The following is a 19,484-nucleotide window of genomic DNA, read 5'->3' on the forward strand; positions in this document are numbered from 1 at the left end:
CGGAGCCTTTTTCGTTATTCTTTTGGAAACAGGATTAGAGCGCTTCTGCTCAAGGGAATGTCGGTACACTCCTTTTCCTCAGAAGGTGTAGACATACACCTTAGTGCGCAGGGCATCTCGACATGTTATTGTGCGTAGCGGTTCTTTTCCTGGCAGGGCAAAACAGACGCTAATCACCTTGGCACCCGGCGGAAGCTCCCGACTGAACTTGTCCAGAAGTCGAGTCATGGCTCCCGGAAACAGATAACAGATGACACAATCCGCATGTTCATAGGAACTGGTGTAGATGTCTCCGCGCATGAAGCGCAGCCTGCCCTTGAGAGAGTACTTGTTTCCCTTGGCTCGACGTAAGCGAACACTGAGATAGGCAATCAGTTGGGAAGACCATAAGGGAATGATAGAATTTTCAATCCCGGTCAGCCTTTTGCCAGGGCAATGCCTTACAACATCCAGTCCCAGTGTACCCCATCCGGAACCTGCTTCAATCACATCGCCGTACCCGGGAATCCAGTTCACCTCTTGAATGACCACCTGCCTGACGCGGCCGGATGTGGGCATCGGTGAAATCCCGTTTTTCCAACTGACGAGTACGATGGATATGACACCTATCAATGTCACCACGGCAATCAGCCATGGAATCAGGTAAATGATGAACATGAACTCATCCCTTTGTTATCACTCTTCATTCCGGCACATGAGACTTCATATATACACCCTTTTTATAAACGGACTTGATGGTAAAATGTACACCCAGCTTGCGATTCGTCCGATATATTAACGAGTTAATCTCGTCGATCCCTACCGCTTCACTCTCCAGCATGCTCCGCTCAGGCCACACCTGAGCCACAATCTGTTCCCTTGTCACAAAGTGATCCAGTTGACTATACAGCAGCTTGAACAGCTGATACTCCTTCTTGGACAGCGGAATCTCCACTTCACCAATCTGCACGGTTTGCAGGTGATCCTGCAAGCGTACACCCTCACCCAGCAGATCTGACACACGATATTCCCTCGTCTCTCCAAGATCCCCTTCAGCGCGAAGCTGGATCAAGCCGTTGACGAGCGTCAGGCTGTCTCCTTCGCCAAACGGATATTTCTCATAGGGAACGAGGCGCTGCCCGTTCAGTTCGGTTCCATTTTTGCTATCCAGATCCTCAATCCATAACTGTTGCTGTACATCATAATGAATGCGGCAATGCCGCTTCGATATCATCTGATTATAGACAGACAAGTCCAATTCACTACCGCCTGTGTAACGTCCCACCGTAATGGAGCGACCTTGGCTTACATAAGCGAATGAGCCGTCACTTTCCTGTCCTGGCGTACGAATGACGATTTTTGCCGTCTCCCGCATGTTATTCTCCCACCTTCAATGATCACTCACTCGATCTCTATAAACATTTCATAACAATAATGATAAGATCATCAGATTTGTTCCATTGTTTGCACCGCTATAGTTCAATATAGTGGTATACAGGAACGATTTTTGTTCGGTTCTACTCACTCTACTATACCAGACGTTGTGCTTTTTTTCTCATGACGGCCTTATGTCTACTTTAGCTCATTCAACAAGAGAGGTACCTTCCTATGAACAAAAAAAATATTTTCATATACGTGTTGCTCGCCTTTGCCCTGTCCATGACATTAACCGTGCTCTCCCGTATGAACGATGATGGCGGAGAATCACTGAAAGGCACATCGGCTTCCGAAAACTCATGGTTACAAATGAAGATCCAACCCTAAGTCTACTCTATTATAACGTGATCTCTGCGCAAAACGTTTCACGAATGTCATATTAGGCTAACCTACAACCTGTGTTAAATATTGATTTTATAACTTTGAGGGGACCATAATAGAATGTAATCTATAAATAGTATTTTTAATTAGAATATTTGCTTTTAGTCATTGCTGAAAAAAATGAACTTTGCCTAACCAAAGTGCTATACATTGGATCTCTCAAGGGGAATAGACAACTGAATTGAAGTATCTAATAAATATACTAATGGATCAAAATGAGATTTAATGAATATGTAATTAATTGTCTTCACCAAGAATAAAATTTCTTTCTAATAGATTGCATTGATAACTTTACAAGAGGATTTTAAACCATTGTATGGATGGGTGATTGGGTTATATGAGGATAAGAAGAATCTAACGATCAGTTATTTTAAAGTGAAAGTTTTGCATTTAGGATTGGCCTACCTTTTTTTCACCGTCTGTTCTATTTATAAATCTTATATTATCTAAAGTTATTTCGAATAGGATGACTCCTTTTATTCAGAAGTCATCCTATCCCTAGGTAAAATGAATATAACTGTCTTTAATTTTAAGGTATTTTAAGGATCTCGATATAATCATAGGATTTTATGGCACTTAAAAGCGGGTAAGCTTGTCTTTCGTTTGAGTGACCTGCAAGTTTAAAATCTCTATTTAAACCATCCAAATCAGATATAATCATAAGGTGAGTAGGAGTTGTGATCCATCCTGCTACTCCTTTACTAAAGATGACTACATCCCCTTTTGCAATTGAACCTAAGTAAATAGATTTATGATTTTTTTCATAATTGTCTTTTGAATATGAGTAGACCGTAGATTTAGGAATCCAATACTTGCTGAACTGTTCTACGCTTATCCAAGGGCTAGGATCCGAGAAAGTCCAACTATAGTTTAATTCGGTCGCATTTTTAGGAACTAGGTAAGTAGAGTTTTTCTTATAAGCAGACCAGTTACCTGACATCGGTTTCCCTCCACCAACATGCATGGCCTGTGAAACAAAATTAGTACAGTCACTTCCCCATGCTGTAAAAGCAGGATAATTAGTACTATATTTATTGTAGTTATTATACGCCCAATTACCTGCTGCTGCTGAATTATATGCTGCTAGCAATTGAAATTCTGGAGCACTTTTTTCTGCTGTTGTTAACCTGTTCTTAAAATTTTCAGCACGTTCATCACCTGATGATCTGGAATACCTAGTTAAGTATCCCATTAGTATTTCCTGTTCTTCTGAGTCCGCCGCTATAGAATAAGAATCTTCAATTAAATGCATAACTTCAATTTTATCCTCTTTTTTAAGAGAAATCGTTTTTTCATACACATCTTGATTTAAGTTCTTGTGAAGTATCTCTGCTACTTTTATATCTTGTTTGAAATAAGAATCAAGTGTTTGTAGAATTACCCTTTCTTCTTCAAGCGGATCTACTAATTCATCTCTGTTTACAAAATTATGTTGTGCTAATGTTTGTTCTTTTTCTTTTTTGTACAATTCGATATAAGGATTTTGCTCAATATTAACTGTAATTGACTCATACTTTTCAACATATTGGGTTTGTGTTGTTGAGATATCCTCGTTAGCATAGGCACTCATTCCATTAAAAACTAAAGTAGCACCAGCTAATAAAATTACTATTTTTTTCTTTTTCACACCATTTCTCCTTTTAAGTTATTTTTTAACATAAATACAGTTTATCACAATATTATACATTAGTATGGTTAAATTTTCCTTTTTAGGAGATGACATCTTGTAAAAACCGTATCTTCTACTATAAAATATAAATAAAATATTTCGAAGGGAGATAGTACTATGAAAAGTAAAAGGTTAAAGCAAATTAAAGTATTCTTTGCTATAATACTCATTATTATTTTGCTTGAGCAAATTCCTTATGTTCAAAAACAAACAGCTGTTTTTTCATCAAAAGTCTACGTGTTGTCTAAATATGGAACTGATTTTAAGTATAAAAATATTGAATATAGCCCTCAATTTGGAAACTATGATGTGTTTTACAGAGATATGAACAAAAGTGAATATTCCTTTACAGTCATCCCTAAATTTTTTCCTGTATTCGTAATCTATGATTCTATTGAAAAACAGGCTTTAGAGTTAAAAAATATAGATTTACTTCGTAAAATGCCATACTAGAACATATCTTGATACAAATGATTAATAGATAAACTGAGATTTTAGATCCTATTCATCATTTAAATCTTCTCCAAATGAAAAGCATCTACTAATTAACTTAGTAGTGTCCACCGAAACGACTAAAGAAATATAGAATAATATTATATAGAGAGATGCTTCTCTATTAGCCCTCCCTTGTTTCGGTGGCGCCCTAAGGTGGTATGATTGAATTCTGAATTACATCATTTATAGTTTCTAAATCTAATCAGGACGACTTATTTCCCAAGCGAAACGAAGTGGACAATGGACACCCCACCATCCATACTCACCTTAACGCCGCTTCTTTCTCGCGCCGAATTTCCTCCATGCATACACGATAAGTGCTACAGGGCCAGCAAGCCATAACAGCTGCCATAGTATGATTTTTAGGTCGAATCCCATTTCAAGAATCCCTCCCCATATGATCGCAAAGGTCAATACAGTCGTTCAAAATCCAAATCAATCTTGGTCTTCCTCAGGCACAGTCGGTTCGTCGTCAGGCTTCGCTGTCTCTCTCGACTGTACTTCCTCCATCCGGCTGGACACCTTTTGATACAGGTAAGAGATCCCAAGCAATAGTACGCCAAAGCTGAAATAGGCAAAGATTTTGCTGCCCGAGGTGAGCATTCCCACATCATAGAACACCATCTTACCCGTGGCGAACAACGTTAGACCCAGGCCCAAACGCCGAATCATGACATATTTTCTACGGAATCCATAGGCAATATAGAGAATCGCCAGCAGCAGATAGATCAGGCTGAACATCAGCCCTACATCGCCCCACTGGAACTGAATTGTCAGGAATACAGTGATGACGCCCAGCAGATATACCCCTGCGATAACCGGGTACCATTCAATGCTCTTGAACTGCCCGCGGATGCCTGCGATTAGCAGATCCCTTCCTGCAAAGAATACCCCTACGTTAAAGATAATTAACACCAGCAAACCAACAATCTCTGCCGCGGTATGCTGCTGAACCTCCGGCTGAAGCGCTGGCATGGTTAAGGTTACAGCCAGTGCAATACAGCAGCCAACGGCATGCAGGAAGGTGGTGTACACCTGCACGAATCGGTCGCGCAGCAGCTTCACTTTGCCTAGTCCATAGGCCAATGCAATCGTGAGCGCAGCGAACATTAACAGCTTGTAGAACATGTATAACAGGAACGTCCCATCCACAGCTCTGGTATACAATTCATTCGACTCATAGAGCACGTATAACCATAGATTCACAAGTGCTGCATACTTGAATCCGTTCAGGAAGCCCAGCTCCAGTGGGGTATAGTGGAATCTCTCCTTGGAAGATGAGCTGCTGCGAACTGCCCAGGCATAATACAGTGTAATAAGCAGGGTCCCTAGCGTGATGCTGGTGTATTTTAACATAAAGTAAGAACGTTCTCCGATGAAGAGTAGCGTCAGCAGATCATAGTACATAAAAGTGGTTAGACATAGTAGCACGATGCCCCATCCGGCACGTCCCACCGATCTGAACCGTTTCAGATGTCCGAGTGTAACCAGCAGAACCCCTTCGATCAACCAGCCCATCGATAACCACTTGGCCCCGAACTGGAACGGAATAATCAGAATGGCAAAGGTCAGGGAAGTGACATAGAAGAGCAGAATCGTCTGTTTCTCCTGAGCCATATTACGCTGAACGAATCGTGCGAGGCCCAGATACACCGCGCAGAAGATTAACGCCAGCAAGCCCTGAGCATCATTCCAATTCGCCACATCAAATAACACGTATAACATCAGACAGCTGATGCTTGTATTCATAGCCAGCAGAGCGAAATCCCACCAGGTTAACTTCATCCGTTGTTTGAACGGATATGCCAGCGTAATGCCCAGATATAATGCAAACGTCACAATGGAATACAACATGCCAATCTTCTCACTTGGCGACAGCCATAAGAGGATGAGCATGGACGGTGTGTTGAAAAGGAAACTGATATAGTGCACCACCGGCCACCGTTTGCCGAATGATATGAACACAATAATGCCGTTTAAGAGCAGCAGATAGATCATGGCTACATAGACAGCAGGGCCCTCAAGCCCGAACGAGAACATGTAGGAGAATAACGGAAGATATCCGCCCACGAGACCCAGTGAACAGATCGTCTTTGACTGGTATCTCAAGGAGAACAATACAGAGATTGCCGATACCAATACAGACAGGCCAAGTCCCGTATATAGTCCGATAATATGCAGTAAAAAGTAACTATAGAAGATGGACCCGAACAACACGGAGATCCCGCCGCCGAGCAGCCCCATTGCAAACGTCTGCTTTTTGCGGCGGAACAGCAACTCTCCTCCAGTGAGCATCAGAGCACCAAGCAGGAAAAAGGCTCCGCTCTTCATCTCGTCATTAAACCAGGTCGAGTACGAATATTGGAACGCTGCTCCAACCCCCAGAATGAGGAGCAGGATGGCTACCTTATTGATCCAGCTAAGTCCAATTTTCATCTCCATTCGATTCTGCTTGATCCGGCGCTGAATGGTCTCTTCACTCAATCCCTCCTCCGCCAGCTGCTCATATCCACGCTCCATGTGCCCACGTAGAGCCTCTTCTCTCTCCCGTACGGCTCGCTTGTGCGATTCAATGCGCTCATTCACCTCTGCGGCAAGGTAAGCAATCCTCTCCTTCACCTCGTGGGAATCCTCTTGCAACTCCTGTGCTGCCTGATTGTAGAGCACGTTCAGATTGGATTTGGTTCGATGTTCATGGAATGCAATTCGATCATTATGTACCGCTGTTTTCCCTTGAAAATAGGTCTCCATCTTCTCCCGGGATACCCGGATCAGATTCAGCTTCTCATCCAGCATCTGTTCAGATAACGCCATACGAAGACGTGCATTCTCTTCTTCCATCTTGCGCGAGCGAAGTTCAAGCTGTTGCAGCTTGAGCTTGTGGGCTTCATACTGTTCCTGCAGTTGTTCATTCTGAACGATCAGGTCATCCGACTGGTATTCCTGGAGCAAGGCGTGATACTCCTTCGCCAGCTGTTTCTGCTGCTCCTGAACCTGCCCAAGCCGATCCTTAAACTTCTTCATGAGCTTCCTCCGTTGGTTGATGTTTAATCTTTTCCCTATATTTTACTATATGTATGCCATAAAAAGAGGTTTAAACATTAGATATATCCGTACAATATTTCATCAGTAGGATCTCAAACGCAAAAAAGCCGGGAAACATACACTTCTCCCGACTTATATTCATATGAGCATTTTGCACACATCTGAGCATTAAAAGTACAGTTGGTCCAATCTCTGATCCATTTTCGCTGTTAGCGAGGTACGCAGGCTTCTCCTGCACAATAATGGATGCTTATGCTGCATCTGGTGTATCTGCCTGGTCCACTGACTCCGGTTCAATTATCTCAGTCGCATCCGGGTCCAGCCAACTGGCGATCATGCCACGCACATATTGCAGATCGTCCTCCGACAGATCATAGTACCATGTACCACCGCGCGTCGCACCCTCACCCTTCAGCATGTAATTGCTGATCGTTGGTATGCTGTCTTTCATATATAAGGACTCGGCAAATTTCACGATAAAATCCGAAGTCATGTTGGTTGTAAAATTCGATCCGGCAATCTGGATGACGTCCGGGATCTTGGTCAGATTTTTGACTTCCAGCGCACGATTCATGAAAGCACTTAAGAAAATCCGGTGACGCATCGTCCGATTGAAATCGGAATCTTCCCGGTAACGCACATAACCAAGCGCCTCTTCGCCGCTATAGATCGGTTTGTTGGCTTCAACAAACAGCTTCTCATGCGCTTTTGATTTGTTCTCAATATTTTTCTTGATCGGCAGCTCGACACCACCAACCGCATCAACAATATCCTTGAGCCCGTTAAAATTAATCGCGGCATAAAAATCCACTTGGTTCCCCAGCAAATTCTCCACTGTATCCATCGCCATCTTGGCTTCCCCGTGGGCATACGCTGAGTTGATCTTTGACTTCACATCCCGGCCGACAATCTCGGTATAGGAATCACGTGGAATGGACAGCAGCAGCACTTTATTGTCTTCTGGACGCACGACGGAATAGATGATGGTATCCGAACGACTTGGTTCGTTATCGCGTTGGTCAATCCCTAGCAGCAACAGCGAGAATGGATCGGTATGTTGCACGACAGGGGCATCCTTATCGCCCGCTGGTACAAAGGAGTCATCCAAGGTATCCTTCACCGTAGCTGAAGCGAACATGTTAAAGGCAAACACGACGAGTTGCTTTTGATAAATAAATCCGACTCCTCCGAGCACAAGCAGCACACTTAAGGTGATGATTAATGGCTTCTTCCATTTCTTCTTCGGTTTCTTCGGCTTCCGTCTCGTTAAATGTGCAGCACTGTTTTCCATCATATCTCCTTTGATAACGGTTTCTTCATTCATTTAACTATATTAATAACACGTTTTCAATAGATTACGTTATAATCTGCATTACAAATACGTGTTCAAAAAGTTTGGTTTTCAGTACCAAGAAGATGGAATGAAGCTAGAAATGGAGTAGCGGAGCGTAGGGAAAACTACGTGAGCAACGGATATTTCGGCTGAATTTCATATTCGATGCTGATGATGCCGCCAGGCATCATTCGTAATCAAAAGTGGACTTTTTGAACTACCTCTGCATAAATGAATAGAGAAGGAGCGATGAATGATGGAATATCGACGTTTGGGCAATAGTGGTCTGCGCGTGTCTGCACTGGGGCTTGGCACCAATGCGTTTGGCAAACGCGCGGATGAGGCAGCTTCTACCCGTATTATTCATGCAGCGATGGATCAGGGCATCAACTTTATCGACACCGCCAATATCTATACAGGTACCGAATCGGAACGCATCATTGGACAGGCTCTCACAGGTCGACGGGAAAACGCGGTGCTTGCTACCAAGGCCGGATTACCCCGGCATGATGGTCCTCATGGACGGGGTTCCTCCCGCTACCATCTGCAACAAGAGCTGGAACATAGCCTGCGACGTCTGCAAACGGATTATGTGGATCTGTACCAGATCCATACCTTTGATCCGCATACACCGCTGGATGAGACACTGCGCACACTGGACGATATGGTCACTTCGGGTAAAGTTCGTTACATCGGAGCCTCCAATTACGCAGCTTGGGAGCTGATGAAAGCTCTGGGCATTAGTGAGCAGAAAGGTTATGTGCGCTACATCTCCACCCAAACCAGCTACTCCCTGGCAGACCGTACGCCTGAGTTGGAACTGGTACCGATGTGTCTCGATCAGGGTGTAGGCATTATTCCGTATTTCCCGCTGGCAGGTGGTATTCTGACAGGTAAATATAACGGGCAGACCGGTGTACCCTCCGGTTCCAGAGCTGATTCCGATCCATCCTTCAACCGTTTTCTGCTGGAGCATAATATTCAACTGAGTGAACAAGTAAGCGCAAAAGCAGCTGCATATGGATGCTCCCCGAGTGTGCTGTCACTCGCATGGCTGCTGACACGTCCAGCTGTATCCACAGTGATTGTTGGCGCTACACGCACCGAACAGCTGGAACATAATCTGGCTAGTCTGGACATGTCATTGCCTGATGAGCTGTTGGTCGAACTGGATCAGATGAGTGACTCTTTCCGTCGCCGCGAGCCGTTTGCGTCCTACCGAATCGATTGAAGCAAATGAAATGAACCTCCAGACGGATAAAGTCAGGAGGTTCATTTTGATTTTTGTATACACATTATAATCATTAGTATTCAGAAAAATTTCCAATTCCACTACAATCTGTAGTTTAATAAAGTAAAAAAAACTATTATAGATTAGCCCTCTGTTTTTTGGCGAAGAAACTCCTGCATGATCTCTAAATACTCTCCCTTACGATCATCCAACGTTTCAAAGAATGCCTTGTCCGATTCCTCGACCAGATGGATTCCCTCCACAGCCAATCGGGTTCCCTCTTCCGTTGTTGTAATAATATTGGCACGCGTATCTGTCTGATGACGAGCGCGGATAATTAATCCTCTCTTTTCAAGAGCACGCAGAACCTGAGAAGTCACGTTAACATCCACTTTGGCAAAATGGGCAATCTGAACCTGCGTAACGCCTTTGCCTTCCTCATCGTGTTCATTGAGCCATAGACAGGCGTGCAACAATACAAATTGCGGTTGTGTCAGTTCGAGGGGATCCAGCACCCTGCGTACTTCCTTTTGCCACATCGCTGTAACCTGCCAGAGCAGGTATCCCGGGCTTTCCTGTGCATTTTTATACCGTGAGCTTTTCATTTCCATACCTCCATGATGTGCGACCTTGTGCAACAGAATATATACCCGTCAGTCAATGAAGTAAATCCATTATTCATATAACGATGATGGAAACATATCCGTTGCAACTCTGTGTGTTCTTTCTCAAAAAAATAATTAGCGCGCAGGGATAAACTGCTTCACCCATTGTCCGAATCCTTGCGGATTGCGACTCTGTATAAGAATGGTTCCTTCTCCCCGGAACCTACATACCAGTCCTTCTCCACTTGTAACACTGGATAACCAGCCCTGTGAAGCTTTCTCAATACGGTAATCTACATAATGAGGCCATGCCACCAAATGGGCGTTATCGACGATCATTTCTTCACCTGCTGCCAGATTAATCGCATGGATGGCACCATAGGAAGACAGAAATACGGTTCCACGTCCACTGATCTCAATAATGAAGAAACCTTCTCCCGAAAAGAGACCTTTCTTCAGGTTTTGCATTTTGGTATTCACCTGAATGCCCTCGGTTCCTGCCAGAAATCCGTCTTTCTGCACATAGAGTGAATAGGAACCGTCCAATTCAACAGCTTCTACATCGCCCATGCTTGAAGGTGAGAGCAGAATCTCTGCCGACCCGCCCGCAGCCGTCAGTTCCTGAAAGAAAAACTTCTCCCCGCTCAGCATCCGACCGAACCCGGCGAACATCCCACCTTCTGCTGAACCCTTCAGTTCAACCGTAGGAGTCATGGATACCATCGCACCACTCTCGGCCTTGAACCGCTCTCCCCGCTGCAAATGTACCTTGAGCATCGCAAAAGCACCATCATATAAAATCTCATAGTTCACGGTTGCACCAGCTCCCTATTGTCAGAGTTAAAATCATTGAGTCCATTATCTTCCAGAACTGCTGATTTGTCTCTGTATTCCTTCACAATATGTTGATCTCCCCAATTACAGAGCGCATTAAGAATCGGTTCAAGACTCCGCCCATAATCACTCAATTCGTATTCCACCTTGGGAGGGACCTGATTATATACGATTCGGTTTACGATCCCGTCGTTTTCAAGCTCTCTCAGTTGCTGTGTTAACATTTTCTGTGTAATTGCGGGCATAATACGCTTGAGATCGCTGGTTCGTCTTTTCCCATGTATCAGATGACAGAGAATGACGCATTTCCACTTGCCACCGATCACCTCTAAGGTAGCTTCAACCGAGATGTTATATTTTTTTCTAACCATAACTTGCTTCCTCCCTGATGAATTGGACTACATCCGTCGCATGCTGTATAGGCACCAAAAAGTACGTAGGGTACTAAAAAGTACGTACTATTCAATCTATACCGAATAACTCATAATAGCATTTGCCGGTACGTAAATCTACATTCGGGGGAGTGGAGCAAGAAATGTTACAAGATTCAAAACGCAGCACGTGGGCACTGCTAGCACTGGCCATTAGTGCATTCGCGATCGGCACCACAGAATTTATCAGCGTTGGGCTACTGCCCCTCATTGCAGATGACCTGGGCATTTCCGTAACTACAGCGGGACTGACCGTTACTTTATACGCCTTAGGCGTTACCTTTGGGGCTCCTGTTCTGACCTCACTGACGTCTACCATTTCACGCAAAACGCTATTGCTTGCCATCATGATTGTCTTCATTGCGGGTAACACGATGGCTGCACTATCGACGGGCATCACCATGTTACTCATTGCACGAGTGGTTTCCGCTCTGGCACACGGGGTGTTCATGTCCATCGGCTCCACGATTGCAGCCGATCTGGTGCCTGCAAACCGTAGGGCAAGTGCTATTGCCATTATGTTCTCCGGCACAGGCCAAGGATATAGCCTCAGCCTTTAACATCGCGGCATTTAATGCAGGGATCGCTGTAGGTGCCTATTTGGGTGGCGTAATCAATGACTCCATTGGTTTGATTCACACGACATGGGTCGGTGCCTTGATGGTTCTCGTAGCCGTAATCCTGACCGCATGGACTAAAATGCTGGAAAGCAAGGATCAACATGCATCAGTCGAAATGGAGAAAGCTTCGTTCTAAGTTTCATCCCGACTATTTCACTTGCCCTTTTGTATATCAATTCCAGCTTTGAAGGGAACCGGTTTCACATCGTATTTTACTACACTATATACGTTGAACCCAATTTGATCTACTATGATTTGATTTTGTATGATGAAATAACGGAAATTCAGCTTCAAATGTCTGATTTTTACACACTTTAAGGAGGAAATCTCATGACAACAGCTCAAACCGCACAACATTTACAATCCACAGTAACTCTGCATAACGGTGTTCCTATGCCTTGGTTCGGACTTGGTGTATTTAAGGTAGAAGAAGGATTTGAACTGATTGAAGCCGTGAAAAATGCGATTAAACATGGCTACCGCAGCATTGATACTGCTGCAATATACGGCAATGAAGCCGGTGTTGGCCAAGCGATTGCAGAAGCTCTGCAAGAAAACAACCTGAAACGCGAAGATTTATTTATTACATCCAAAGTGTGGAATGCAGATCTCGGATATGAGGAGACGCTTGCGGCTTTTGATACAACCTTGAACAAACTGGGACTGCAATACCTGGATCTTTATCTGATTCACTGGCCTAAGGCAGGCAAATACAAAGCAGCCTGGAAAGCAATGGAGGAGCTGTACGCAGCCGGCCGTATTAAGGCCATTGGCGTAAGCAACTTCCAGATTCACCATCTCGAAGACCTGATGCAGGATGCCAAAGTGAAACCGATGATCAATCAGGTGGAATACCACCCTCGCCTGACTCAGGTTGAGCTTAAGGCTTTCTGTGAGAAGCATGGTATCCAGCTTGAAGCTTGGTCGCCTCTGATGCAAGGTCAGCTGTTGGACAACCCAGTGCTCACGGCTATTGCTTCAGCCAAAGGCAAATCGGTTGCACAAGTCATCCTGCGTTGGGATCTGCAAAATGGAGTCATTACCATTCCGAAGTCCACCAAGGAAAACCGGATTATCGAGAACTCCTCCATCTTCGACTTTGAACTTTCAAATGAAGAGATGGATCAGATCAGTGCTCTGAACGAAGATGTACGCGTTGGACCTGACCCGGACAACTTCGATTTCTAAGATGAGTCAGGGTCCTGATACTTTTATCATATTTTCTAAGTTGAAATTTATTTAGAGAACCTAATCCCGTTTTTCCTCAATCTCTGTTAAAGTTAAAGGGCGAGTGAACCCGGCAAAAGTTTCTCGCCCAGAGTCGATTGTTTATTCAATCGGCTTTTTTTGTGTTCCTTCTTTATTGTACTGATTAATTAAATCATCCAGTATCATAGACTGTTTGATTACTGCGGGATGTTGAACCCCCCTGTGCTTTTCTGCCAGGGTGTAAAGGAGATTCCTGGCACGTTCAATACGTAATTGAATGAGCATGCTTCTTTTCATAGAACCCACTCCTCCTTTTTGTAATATTTTAGGCTTTGCTGTCAGATAATAGAATAATCATTTAAAAGCACAAAAAAAGTGTTTAGACCGTCATTCTTCTAGCTCCTTCTCTGAGTAAATTCCAAATCAGTCAACAAAAGCGTCCAAGTGGAGCTTCACTCTACCTGGACGCTTTTTTGATTGATTGCTAACTTAAGAAGTATCTGATAATTCCCCCCATTCAAGGCATGATTTAATCCATACCGAACTATCCTCAAAACAAGAAAAAGGATGTTCCCGAAAATCAGGTACATCCTATGTCCGCTTATTGATTAAGTCCCCCACCCATGCTCCATTGTAGCCAATGTATTTGGCGTAAATACGACAATCGCAACACTACAGAGAAACAAGAAGTATAACGCTTTTTTAGCAAGCCGATGAAACTCACTTGAGATTTTTAAATGCTTCCTTTGCTTCGAGAACCGCATAATCTCTAAATTGCTCAAAAAGAGTCATACAATTGTTTATAATTTTCCTGTTATTAATTTTAATCGATAAATCCAAACCTTCTAACATAAGTTTTATAGCAGAGCCAGCATCTTTGTTTTCATTGAAACGATACACGGCCAGATCACCGAGGAATTGAGTGTAGCTCTCTTTTAAAATATTCGGCTTATACTTGCCAAACTCTGTTTTGTCCGATTGATATGGTACATATGCTGTAAAACGCTCTAGGATGCTATCAATATTCAACCCATATAAGTTTGCTGCTTGGACAATGTGCTGCATAGCAATAAAAATTTCATCTTCATGGGACGCTATGTAATCCGCATACTCTTCCAGCACATCCACTTCTCCGGACATCAAGCGATAGAGAAAAGTATTAGCAACAGCCCATTTTGAAAATTGTCCAACAATCTGTTTAGCTTCCTCGTCCTTTTCCTTGACCCAACTTTCCCCGCTGGCATACAAAGCCACAAATTCCAAGGCTCTTTTGTAGTCTCCGCACTTTTCACTGGCTGTAGATTGAGCTAGATAAGCATACAGAATATAGTAGTACAAGGGTCGCTCCGTCCGTGTCTGGCCCTCTTCTGATCGTACAGATCGGCATTGTAAATCATATTGAATCGTTGCAATCCGGTGCATTTCCTTAGCTAAAGCATCGACTTTTACCCATTTGTGAACTATTCCAAAAACGTGCATCAATTGCTTTAAAGCTTCAAGCTGATTTGCTTCATCGAGACGATTAACGTAGAGTTCAAATTGAGTTGCCGCACGTACATTCTCTTCAAGGTCCTCTCCCAAATCAATCAAAAACAAACGGTAATGACACAGCGCGAGCCGTTCAGAATGCTGATACTTCTCCGCTTCACGCACACTCCTGTATAAAATCCCCGCAGCCAAACATTTGTTATTGGCAAATAACTCTTCAGCTATATCAAAAAGCACGGAGACATAGGAGAGATCATCCAATAGACGATTAACAATTTGTTCGACACAAACTAAACGATCTAATTCAGCGCAGCGAATAATAAACGGCCGTATGCGCCTGATGGAGATCAAAAAGGAAAAGCATTCCTCTACGTAATCATCAAAGAAGAAATCTTCGGGTAACCCCATCCCTGCAGTAATGGCGACGAGCTGGTTCATAGATATGGGTTTATTGCCCTGCAAAATACGGCTAAGTGTCCCAGAATTAATACCCGATATATCAGCAAAATGAGAATGTTTAATCTTATTACTCCGCATATGCTGCATCAGTTTTTTTCGAATTGAATTTGTAGACTCCAATACAAACACCTCCCATGCAAAAAAACCAAAAAATAGGATCGAGTACCTATATATAGATAATAGTAGTTAAGGAGTAACTTTGGGTCAACAATAAATGTAATTTGAACATATTTAAGTTAGAAAAAGCTCCTACAGAGAAATTTTAAGAGCTTTTCTCTGTATTCACCCGGCAAAGGTTCCTCGCAAGCCGATAACGTCGGCATATATAATTATACATACGAACTATAAGACGACAACTATAGATCATGTTCAATGGATCGTTATAACTTTAACGTAACTCATATACAATTTTGCTATACCATGTATAAGGGGTTATAACGTGAAATTAATAGAGGCACGCGAAGCAGCAGGATATACACAAGAATCTCTAGTACTGAAAATTAACGAATTTATGAAGTGTACCCTACGACATTATCAGAATATCGAATATGGACTAAAAATCCCCAGTGTTGTCCTCGGCCTGCTTATTGCCAGATTGTGCGGGATCGATGCGAATACTGTGGATGAGTGGAAAATCAGGAAGACGAAAATATAACACAAAAAGGATCGTCAGCATCTCTGCTACGATCCTTTTTGTCAACCCTGTCTTTGGATCACAATGACTTCACCAAGGAGTCCGATATCTTCCTTACGTATAAATTTCATCGAATTCTTTATTAGTCAGGCCATATACATATTCATCATAGTGTCGTCCCTTAGTAAAGATCATATTTCTGATTCTTTCCTCTTGAACGAAGCCTAAATGCTCATGTAATGCTGTAGAACCGTTATTAAATGCATATATATGAGCATTGACCTTTACATATCCTAATTCCTCAAAGTAATATCGCAGTAAAATTTTTATCGCATCAGATGCATAACCTTTGCGCCAATGCTCACGGAATATCGATACTCCGTATTTGAAATTTCCACATTGAAGATTGCAGCTATTTGTGGAAATGCTCCCAACGAGTGTCCCGTCAAGCGTTTCTATTGCCATAAAGACGTTATCACCATTAGAACTATAAGCAGATTGATTTTCAGCCCAAGCCTTCGTACCCTCTTCTGATCTTGGAAAATGGATCTCGTCACATAATCTCGCACTCTCCGTGTCATGATCATTGTTATGAAACTTATCCCAATCCGTGGGTACACTGGGCGCAACCTTATTTTTCTACCATTCCAAATATAACTATTCATATTGATCCTCCCACTATAAAGTAATGTTTTTTGCCTGCTTTCTCGCTCATCCTTAGATTTAAACCTTACTGTATAGAATGGTTGTTCGACAATCCATTTACCAAAGGACGGTTTTTTGTGTTTAATCTGAATAAAAATAGGGGCGTCCCTTAGGTCATCTATGACGACTTTTGGGACAGCCCCTTCTTATGTCGGAAGAGTTGCTTCTAATGGTAAAAAACCTGTTAAATTCTTAAATTGTTACATTATTTGCTGGATATTTGAAAAAAGTGTCTGTATACTGAAGAGTGCAGGATTATATTACCATTATTGCGAAAAGGAGATGGTATATGAACGTTTTTTGAAAATATATCTTATTTAGGATTTGTTATTCCTTAATTTTTGTAACACTCGATCTAAAATGAAACCAACAAAATACCAGAAAACTAATGTTGTGAGATAAACTACTACTATTGGAATGTCTGTTTTTCGTACAAGATGAGAGGACTCGTATATCCAGACCAACGGACTAGTTGTGGCCAACAGGATGTTATAGTCGTCATTTCCTGAAATATTTACAACAATAGCAACAAGTGAAATTAAAACTAACCAAAATCGAAATGATTTCATTAAACGAATTAGTTTCATTATTCATGCCTCCAATTTACATTTGAAATTGTCTGACTTGTTATACACAACTAATTATACACCACTTTTTGGAATAATATGAGTTATCTCAAATAAAAGCGAAAGAAGGTCAAGTAATGAAACTTAAAAAGTCAGTTGTAACAATTGGTACTTCTATCCTTTTAATCGGAAGCATCGTGCCTGCTGCTCTAGCTTTAAATGATGCAAAAGAGCCAACAAGTTTTGTTAAACCTACTATTGCAGCTCTTGAAGATTTAGATCACGTTGAAAAATTAAAATTGATAAACAATGATCAATCCCTTCGTTCATTAATAGGTGAAAACTCAGAAGTTGTGGTAGACAGACAAAATGAATATTTTAAAACATTAAATGGAAACGAGTTATTTGAAACACTTGGCGAGCTTTCTATTTATGATGAGAACAATTTTGAAAGATATGCAGAGGCTATTTTACCTCATCTATATAAAGCCTGGGGAAAAACCGTTCCCGCTGAAGTTTCAGATGTAGTGACAGAAAAAGAGTACGATCCAAAATTAAGAGCACTGACTATAGATCTACTAGCTAATCTCAATGCAATAGATAAAGTTGGTTTTGATAAAATTAAAACTGTTATTGAAGACAAAAGTGAAGATGAAAATCTTCGGAGATACGCTTTATTACAATTAGAACCACAACAAGACGCTAAACTGAGTGCTAAAATTGCCGCTGAGAATCCAATTAACTTGAAAGCCATCTATGATGATTCAAGTGAACCTGTCGGAGTAAGAGCTGCATCAATTACAGCTATGCGTAGATTAAATGATCCTAATTTTAAAGAAGTGTTAGCTTCTTTAAGTAAAAGTGAAAACTTGAATGATCCCTTACTGCGTAATTTTGTTACGAGCGCTGCCAAAGCTGGAGAACTAGACAATTATACTGAAGTAGTGAATAAAATTCTTAATGAGACTAAAGATGAACAAGTTTTTGCAAGCACAATATACGCACTTGGTATTAATACTGGTGAAGAATCGGTAAATTTGGTTGTAGAACATCAAGGGAAATTTAAGGGAAATTCAGAAGAAGTTGGTAAGTACTCCTTACTACAAAACTTGAGTATTATATCTTCCATGTTAAAGAGTCAAACTGATGCTGAAGTAATAACAGCTTTAAAAGCATCTGAAATCATCAATTACGGTGAAGTTTACTCAGAAATAGAACAAATCCATAACAACTCTAAAAATCCGGAAGTTATCCAAGCAGCAGAACATGCTTTAAAAACTATTGTACCGGAAAATCTTGTTGATGAATTTAATAGTGGAAAATACGGAGGAGGTAAATAATTATGTACAATGTGCCAATGCTTAACAAAAAATTATTTGTAGTAATTCTTTTTCCGCTATTAATTTTACTTAGTGCTAATACAACCCATGCTGCTGATGCAGGAGATGCTGGATTTAGAGAAGGCGGTTGGTTAACCTTTGGGAATAACCACGCAGGTTTATATTCCGGCAGTGGCGTATATGAAATTAAGGGTTATTGGGATAGCGGGGTTGTGCATAGTACCTTTGATAGCTTTAAAGATTCACAATATTTTTATGGTTGGTTTACTAATCCTTCTGTAACAGCGACTAAAAGAAGCCAAATTATGTCTACTGCTGCGGCAATGAGTGTTGATCCAGATATCACTTATACTGCTCAAGCGCAGCTTATGTATGATAATACTGGTTCAACCGGATATGTCCAAGTTTACGAAATTACAGATATACGTTGTGATGGTGTTGTCGAATACGCTTATGAAAAGAATGATCTTTATGTTTGGGGACCTTCTAATAACGGGGCAAGTTCAGGAACTCCAACCGATTTCGATATATCGAGTAAAGCAAATGTAAAGTTTCATGCTACCTTAGGATATGAAGAACCTTGGATAAAGGTTAGTCCAAGAGTACAGCGCGGAGCTGCTGCTGTAACCAATCCTACTAAATGGACGCAATTGCGGCCTAGAACCTCATAAATCAGGTATACAAAGAAGAGCATTCCGAGGGATGCTCTTCTTTGAGTTTTTAAGCCCGGCATGCAGCGGACATGAGCTGGAAGGTCCAGAGACAAAATGCCGTACGATTTGAAGACTTAACGTCTGTAAAAATTGGCTCCCAACCTAATCCTGGTGGTTTTTCTTTTTCCGCGCTACTTTCCATGCACTGCATAAGGCTATTAACCCCACTGCAATACTAACTAGCTTATTGCTAATTTCCAGAAAATTCTGCACTACTGTAAGAAGTAACACGGCGTCGCCCCCTTTCGGATAGTTTCGCCGTGCCGACAATCCCATCGCTTTGTTTTCTCTACTACACCATAATTATCCT

At 42.1% G+C, this 19,484-nt stretch carries 16 protein-coding genes and 2 pseudogenes; 7 read left to right on the forward strand and 11 right to left on the reverse strand.

All coding sequences use genetic code 11. The features are described 5' to 3' along the window. Nucleotides 1–78: 78 nt before the first annotated feature. Both J7E78_RS23535 and J7E78_RS23540 read right to left on the reverse strand, forming a co-directional pair. On the reverse strand, nucleotides 79–657 hold the full coding sequence (locus J7E78_RS23535; RefSeq protein ID WP_215078489.1) for a class I SAM-dependent methyltransferase: 579 nt from the start codon (nucleotides 655–657) through the stop codon (nucleotides 79–81). A gap of 25 nt (nucleotides 658–682) precedes the next feature. Beyond that, nucleotides 683–1,354, reverse strand: coding sequence for an FHA domain-containing protein (locus J7E78_RS23540; RefSeq protein WP_062836698.1), 672 nt, complete (start codon nucleotides 1,352–1,354; stop codon nucleotides 683–685). 233 nt (nucleotides 1,355–1,587) lie between these two features. On the opposite strand from J7E78_RS23540, the gene J7E78_RS23545 reads away from it, so the two are divergent. Continuing rightward, nucleotides 1,588–1,743, forward strand: coding sequence for a hypothetical protein (locus tag J7E78_RS23545; protein WP_215078492.1), 156 nt, complete (start codon nucleotides 1,588–1,590; stop codon nucleotides 1,741–1,743). Nucleotides 1,744–2,326: 583 nt separating this feature from the next. Here J7E78_RS23545 and J7E78_RS29855 read toward each other — a convergent pair. Then, nucleotides 2,327–3,424 carry an amidase domain-containing protein gene (locus J7E78_RS29855; RefSeq protein ID WP_215078494.1) on the reverse strand — a complete coding sequence of 366 codons (1,098 nt, stop codon included), beginning with the start codon at nucleotides 3,422–3,424 and terminating at the stop codon, nucleotides 2,327–2,329. 159 nt (nucleotides 3,425–3,583) lie between these two features. On the opposite strand from J7E78_RS29855, the gene J7E78_RS23555 reads away from it, so the two are divergent. Next, nucleotides 3,584–3,919 carry a hypothetical protein gene (locus tag J7E78_RS23555; protein WP_215078496.1) on the forward strand — a complete coding sequence of 112 codons (336 nt, stop codon included), beginning with the start codon at nucleotides 3,584–3,586 and terminating at the stop codon, nucleotides 3,917–3,919. A gap of 477 nt (nucleotides 3,920–4,396) precedes the next feature. Here the strand turns inward: J7E78_RS23555 and J7E78_RS23560 are convergent, their stop codons facing one another. Together J7E78_RS23560 and J7E78_RS23565 are read right to left on the reverse strand one after the other, a co-directional pair. After that, nucleotides 4,397–6,985 carry a DUF2339 domain-containing protein gene (locus tag J7E78_RS23560; protein ID WP_215078498.1) on the reverse strand — a complete coding sequence of 863 codons (2,589 nt, stop codon included), beginning with the start codon at nucleotides 6,983–6,985 and terminating at the stop codon, nucleotides 4,397–4,399. Between the two features lie 271 nt (nucleotides 6,986–7,256). Next, complete coding sequence (locus J7E78_RS23565; protein WP_215078566.1) at nucleotides 7,257–8,297, reverse strand: LCP family protein; 1,041 nt, start codon at nucleotides 8,295–8,297, stop codon at nucleotides 7,257–7,259. Between the two features lie 298 nt (nucleotides 8,298–8,595). On the opposite strand from J7E78_RS23565, the gene J7E78_RS23570 reads away from it, so the two are divergent. Continuing rightward, the gene (locus J7E78_RS23570; protein ID WP_215078568.1) at nucleotides 8,596–9,570 is read left to right on the forward strand and encodes an aldo/keto reductase; all 975 of its coding nucleotides are present in this window, start codon (nucleotides 8,596–8,598) and stop codon (nucleotides 9,568–9,570) included. A gap of 143 nt (nucleotides 9,571–9,713) precedes the next feature. Here J7E78_RS23570 and J7E78_RS23575 read toward each other — a convergent pair whose 3' ends face one another. From J7E78_RS23575 to J7E78_RS23585, 3 genes are all read right to left on the reverse strand, one after another. After that, on the reverse strand, nucleotides 9,714–10,175 hold the full coding sequence (locus tag J7E78_RS23575; protein WP_215078499.1) for a MarR family winged helix-turn-helix transcriptional regulator: 462 nt from the start codon (nucleotides 10,173–10,175) through the stop codon (nucleotides 9,714–9,716). Nucleotides 10,176–10,310: 135 nt separating this feature from the next. After that, on the reverse strand, nucleotides 10,311–10,988 hold the full coding sequence (locus tag J7E78_RS23580; protein WP_017691614.1) for a TIGR00266 family protein: 678 nt from the start codon (nucleotides 10,986–10,988) through the stop codon (nucleotides 10,311–10,313). Then, nucleotides 10,985–11,380 carry a winged helix-turn-helix transcriptional regulator gene (locus tag J7E78_RS23585; RefSeq protein WP_215078502.1) on the reverse strand — a complete coding sequence of 132 codons (396 nt, stop codon included), beginning with the start codon at nucleotides 11,378–11,380 and terminating at the stop codon, nucleotides 10,985–10,987. The genes J7E78_RS23580 and J7E78_RS23585 overlap by 4 nt, the downstream gene beginning before the upstream one ends. A gap of 164 nt (nucleotides 11,381–11,544) precedes the next feature. On the opposite strand from J7E78_RS23585, the pseudogene J7E78_RS23590 reads away from it, so the two are divergent. Then, nucleotides 11,545–12,196 (forward strand): annotated as a pseudogene (locus J7E78_RS23590) (MFS transporter). 194 nt (nucleotides 12,197–12,390) lie between these two features. Next, nucleotides 12,391–13,248 (forward strand): aldo/keto reductase, encoded by an 858-nt coding sequence (locus J7E78_RS23595; protein WP_215078505.1) that lies wholly within the window; start codon nucleotides 12,391–12,393, stop codon nucleotides 13,246–13,248. Between the two features lie 141 nt (nucleotides 13,249–13,389). Here the strand turns inward: J7E78_RS23595 and J7E78_RS23600 are convergent, their stop codons facing one another. The 3 genes and pseudogenes from J7E78_RS23600 to J7E78_RS23610 all read right to left on the reverse strand — a co-directional run. After that, nucleotides 13,390–13,566 carry an aspartyl-phosphate phosphatase Spo0E family protein gene (locus J7E78_RS23600; RefSeq protein ID WP_215078507.1) on the reverse strand — a complete coding sequence of 59 codons (177 nt, stop codon included), beginning with the start codon at nucleotides 13,564–13,566 and terminating at the stop codon, nucleotides 13,390–13,392. Nucleotides 13,567–13,989: 423 nt separating this feature from the next. Then, complete coding sequence (locus tag J7E78_RS23605) at nucleotides 13,990–15,336, reverse strand: helix-turn-helix domain-containing protein (protein WP_251035216.1); 1,347 nt, start codon at nucleotides 15,334–15,336, stop codon at nucleotides 13,990–13,992. A 628-nt stretch (nucleotides 15,337–15,964) separates the two neighbouring features. Further along, nucleotides 15,965–16,408 (reverse strand): annotated as a pseudogene (locus tag J7E78_RS23610) (GNAT family N-acetyltransferase); the annotation flags it as partial. Between the two features lie 850 nt (nucleotides 16,409–17,258). Between J7E78_RS23610 and J7E78_RS23615 the strand changes: the two are divergent. After that, nucleotides 17,259–18,461, forward strand: a complete 1,203-nt coding sequence (locus J7E78_RS23615; protein WP_215078509.1) for a HEAT repeat domain-containing protein — start codon at nucleotides 17,259–17,261, stop codon at nucleotides 18,459–18,461. A 2-nt stretch (nucleotides 18,462–18,463) separates the two neighbouring features. Further along, on the forward strand, nucleotides 18,464–19,132 hold the full coding sequence (locus tag J7E78_RS23620; protein ID WP_215078511.1) for a hypothetical protein: 669 nt from the start codon (nucleotides 18,464–18,466) through the stop codon (nucleotides 19,130–19,132). Nucleotides 19,133–19,484 lie beyond the last annotated feature (352 nt).

The organism is Paenibacillus polymyxa, assembly GCF_018614975.1.
GTDB lineage: Bacteria > Bacillota > Bacilli > Paenibacillales > Paenibacillaceae > Paenibacillus > Paenibacillus polymyxa_E.

What these genes read in the sequence shown, in the direction of transcription:
- J7E78_RS23585 (WP_215078502.1), bottom strand. Translation starts at nt 11,380, where the DNA reads ATGGTTAGAAAAAAATATAACATCTCGGTTGAAGCTACCTTAGAGGTG.
- J7E78_RS23575 (WP_215078499.1), bottom strand. Translation starts at nt 10,175, where the DNA reads ATGAAAAGCTCACGGTATAAAAATGCACAGGAAAGCCCGGGATACCTG.
- J7E78_RS23615 (WP_215078509.1), top strand. Translation starts at nt 17,259, where the DNA reads ATGAAACTTAAAAAGTCAGTTGTAACAATTGGTACTTCTATCCTTTTA.
- J7E78_RS23555 (WP_215078496.1), top strand. Translation starts at nt 3,584, where the DNA reads ATGAAAAGTAAAAGGTTAAAGCAAATTAAAGTATTCTTTGCTATAATA.
- J7E78_RS23565 (WP_215078566.1), bottom strand. Translation starts at nt 8,297, where the DNA reads ATGGAAAACAGTGCTGCACATTTAACGAGACGGAAGCCGAAGAAACCG.
- J7E78_RS23595 (WP_215078505.1), top strand. Translation starts at nt 12,391, where the DNA reads ATGACAACAGCTCAAACCGCACAACATTTACAATCCACAGTAACTCTG.
- J7E78_RS23540 (WP_062836698.1), bottom strand. Translation starts at nt 1,354, where the DNA reads ATGCGGGAGACGGCAAAAATCGTCATTCGTACGCCAGGACAGGAAAGT.
- J7E78_RS23545 (WP_215078492.1), top strand. Translation starts at nt 1,588, where the DNA reads ATGAACAAAAAAAATATTTTCATATACGTGTTGCTCGCCTTTGCCCTG.
- J7E78_RS23600 (WP_215078507.1), bottom strand. Translation starts at nt 13,566, where the DNA reads ATGAAAAGAAGCATGCTCATTCAATTACGTATTGAACGTGCCAGGAAT.
- J7E78_RS23535 (WP_215078489.1), bottom strand. Translation starts at nt 657, where the DNA reads ATGTTCATCATTTACCTGATTCCATGGCTGATTGCCGTGGTGACATTG.
- J7E78_RS23560 (WP_215078498.1), bottom strand. Translation starts at nt 6,985, where the DNA reads ATGAAGAAGTTTAAGGATCGGCTTGGGCAGGTTCAGGAGCAGCAGAAA.
- J7E78_RS23620 (WP_215078511.1), top strand. Translation starts at nt 18,464, where the DNA reads ATGTACAATGTGCCAATGCTTAACAAAAAATTATTTGTAGTAATTCTT.
- J7E78_RS23570 (WP_215078568.1), top strand. Translation starts at nt 8,596, where the DNA reads ATGGAATATCGACGTTTGGGCAATAGTGGTCTGCGCGTGTCTGCACTG.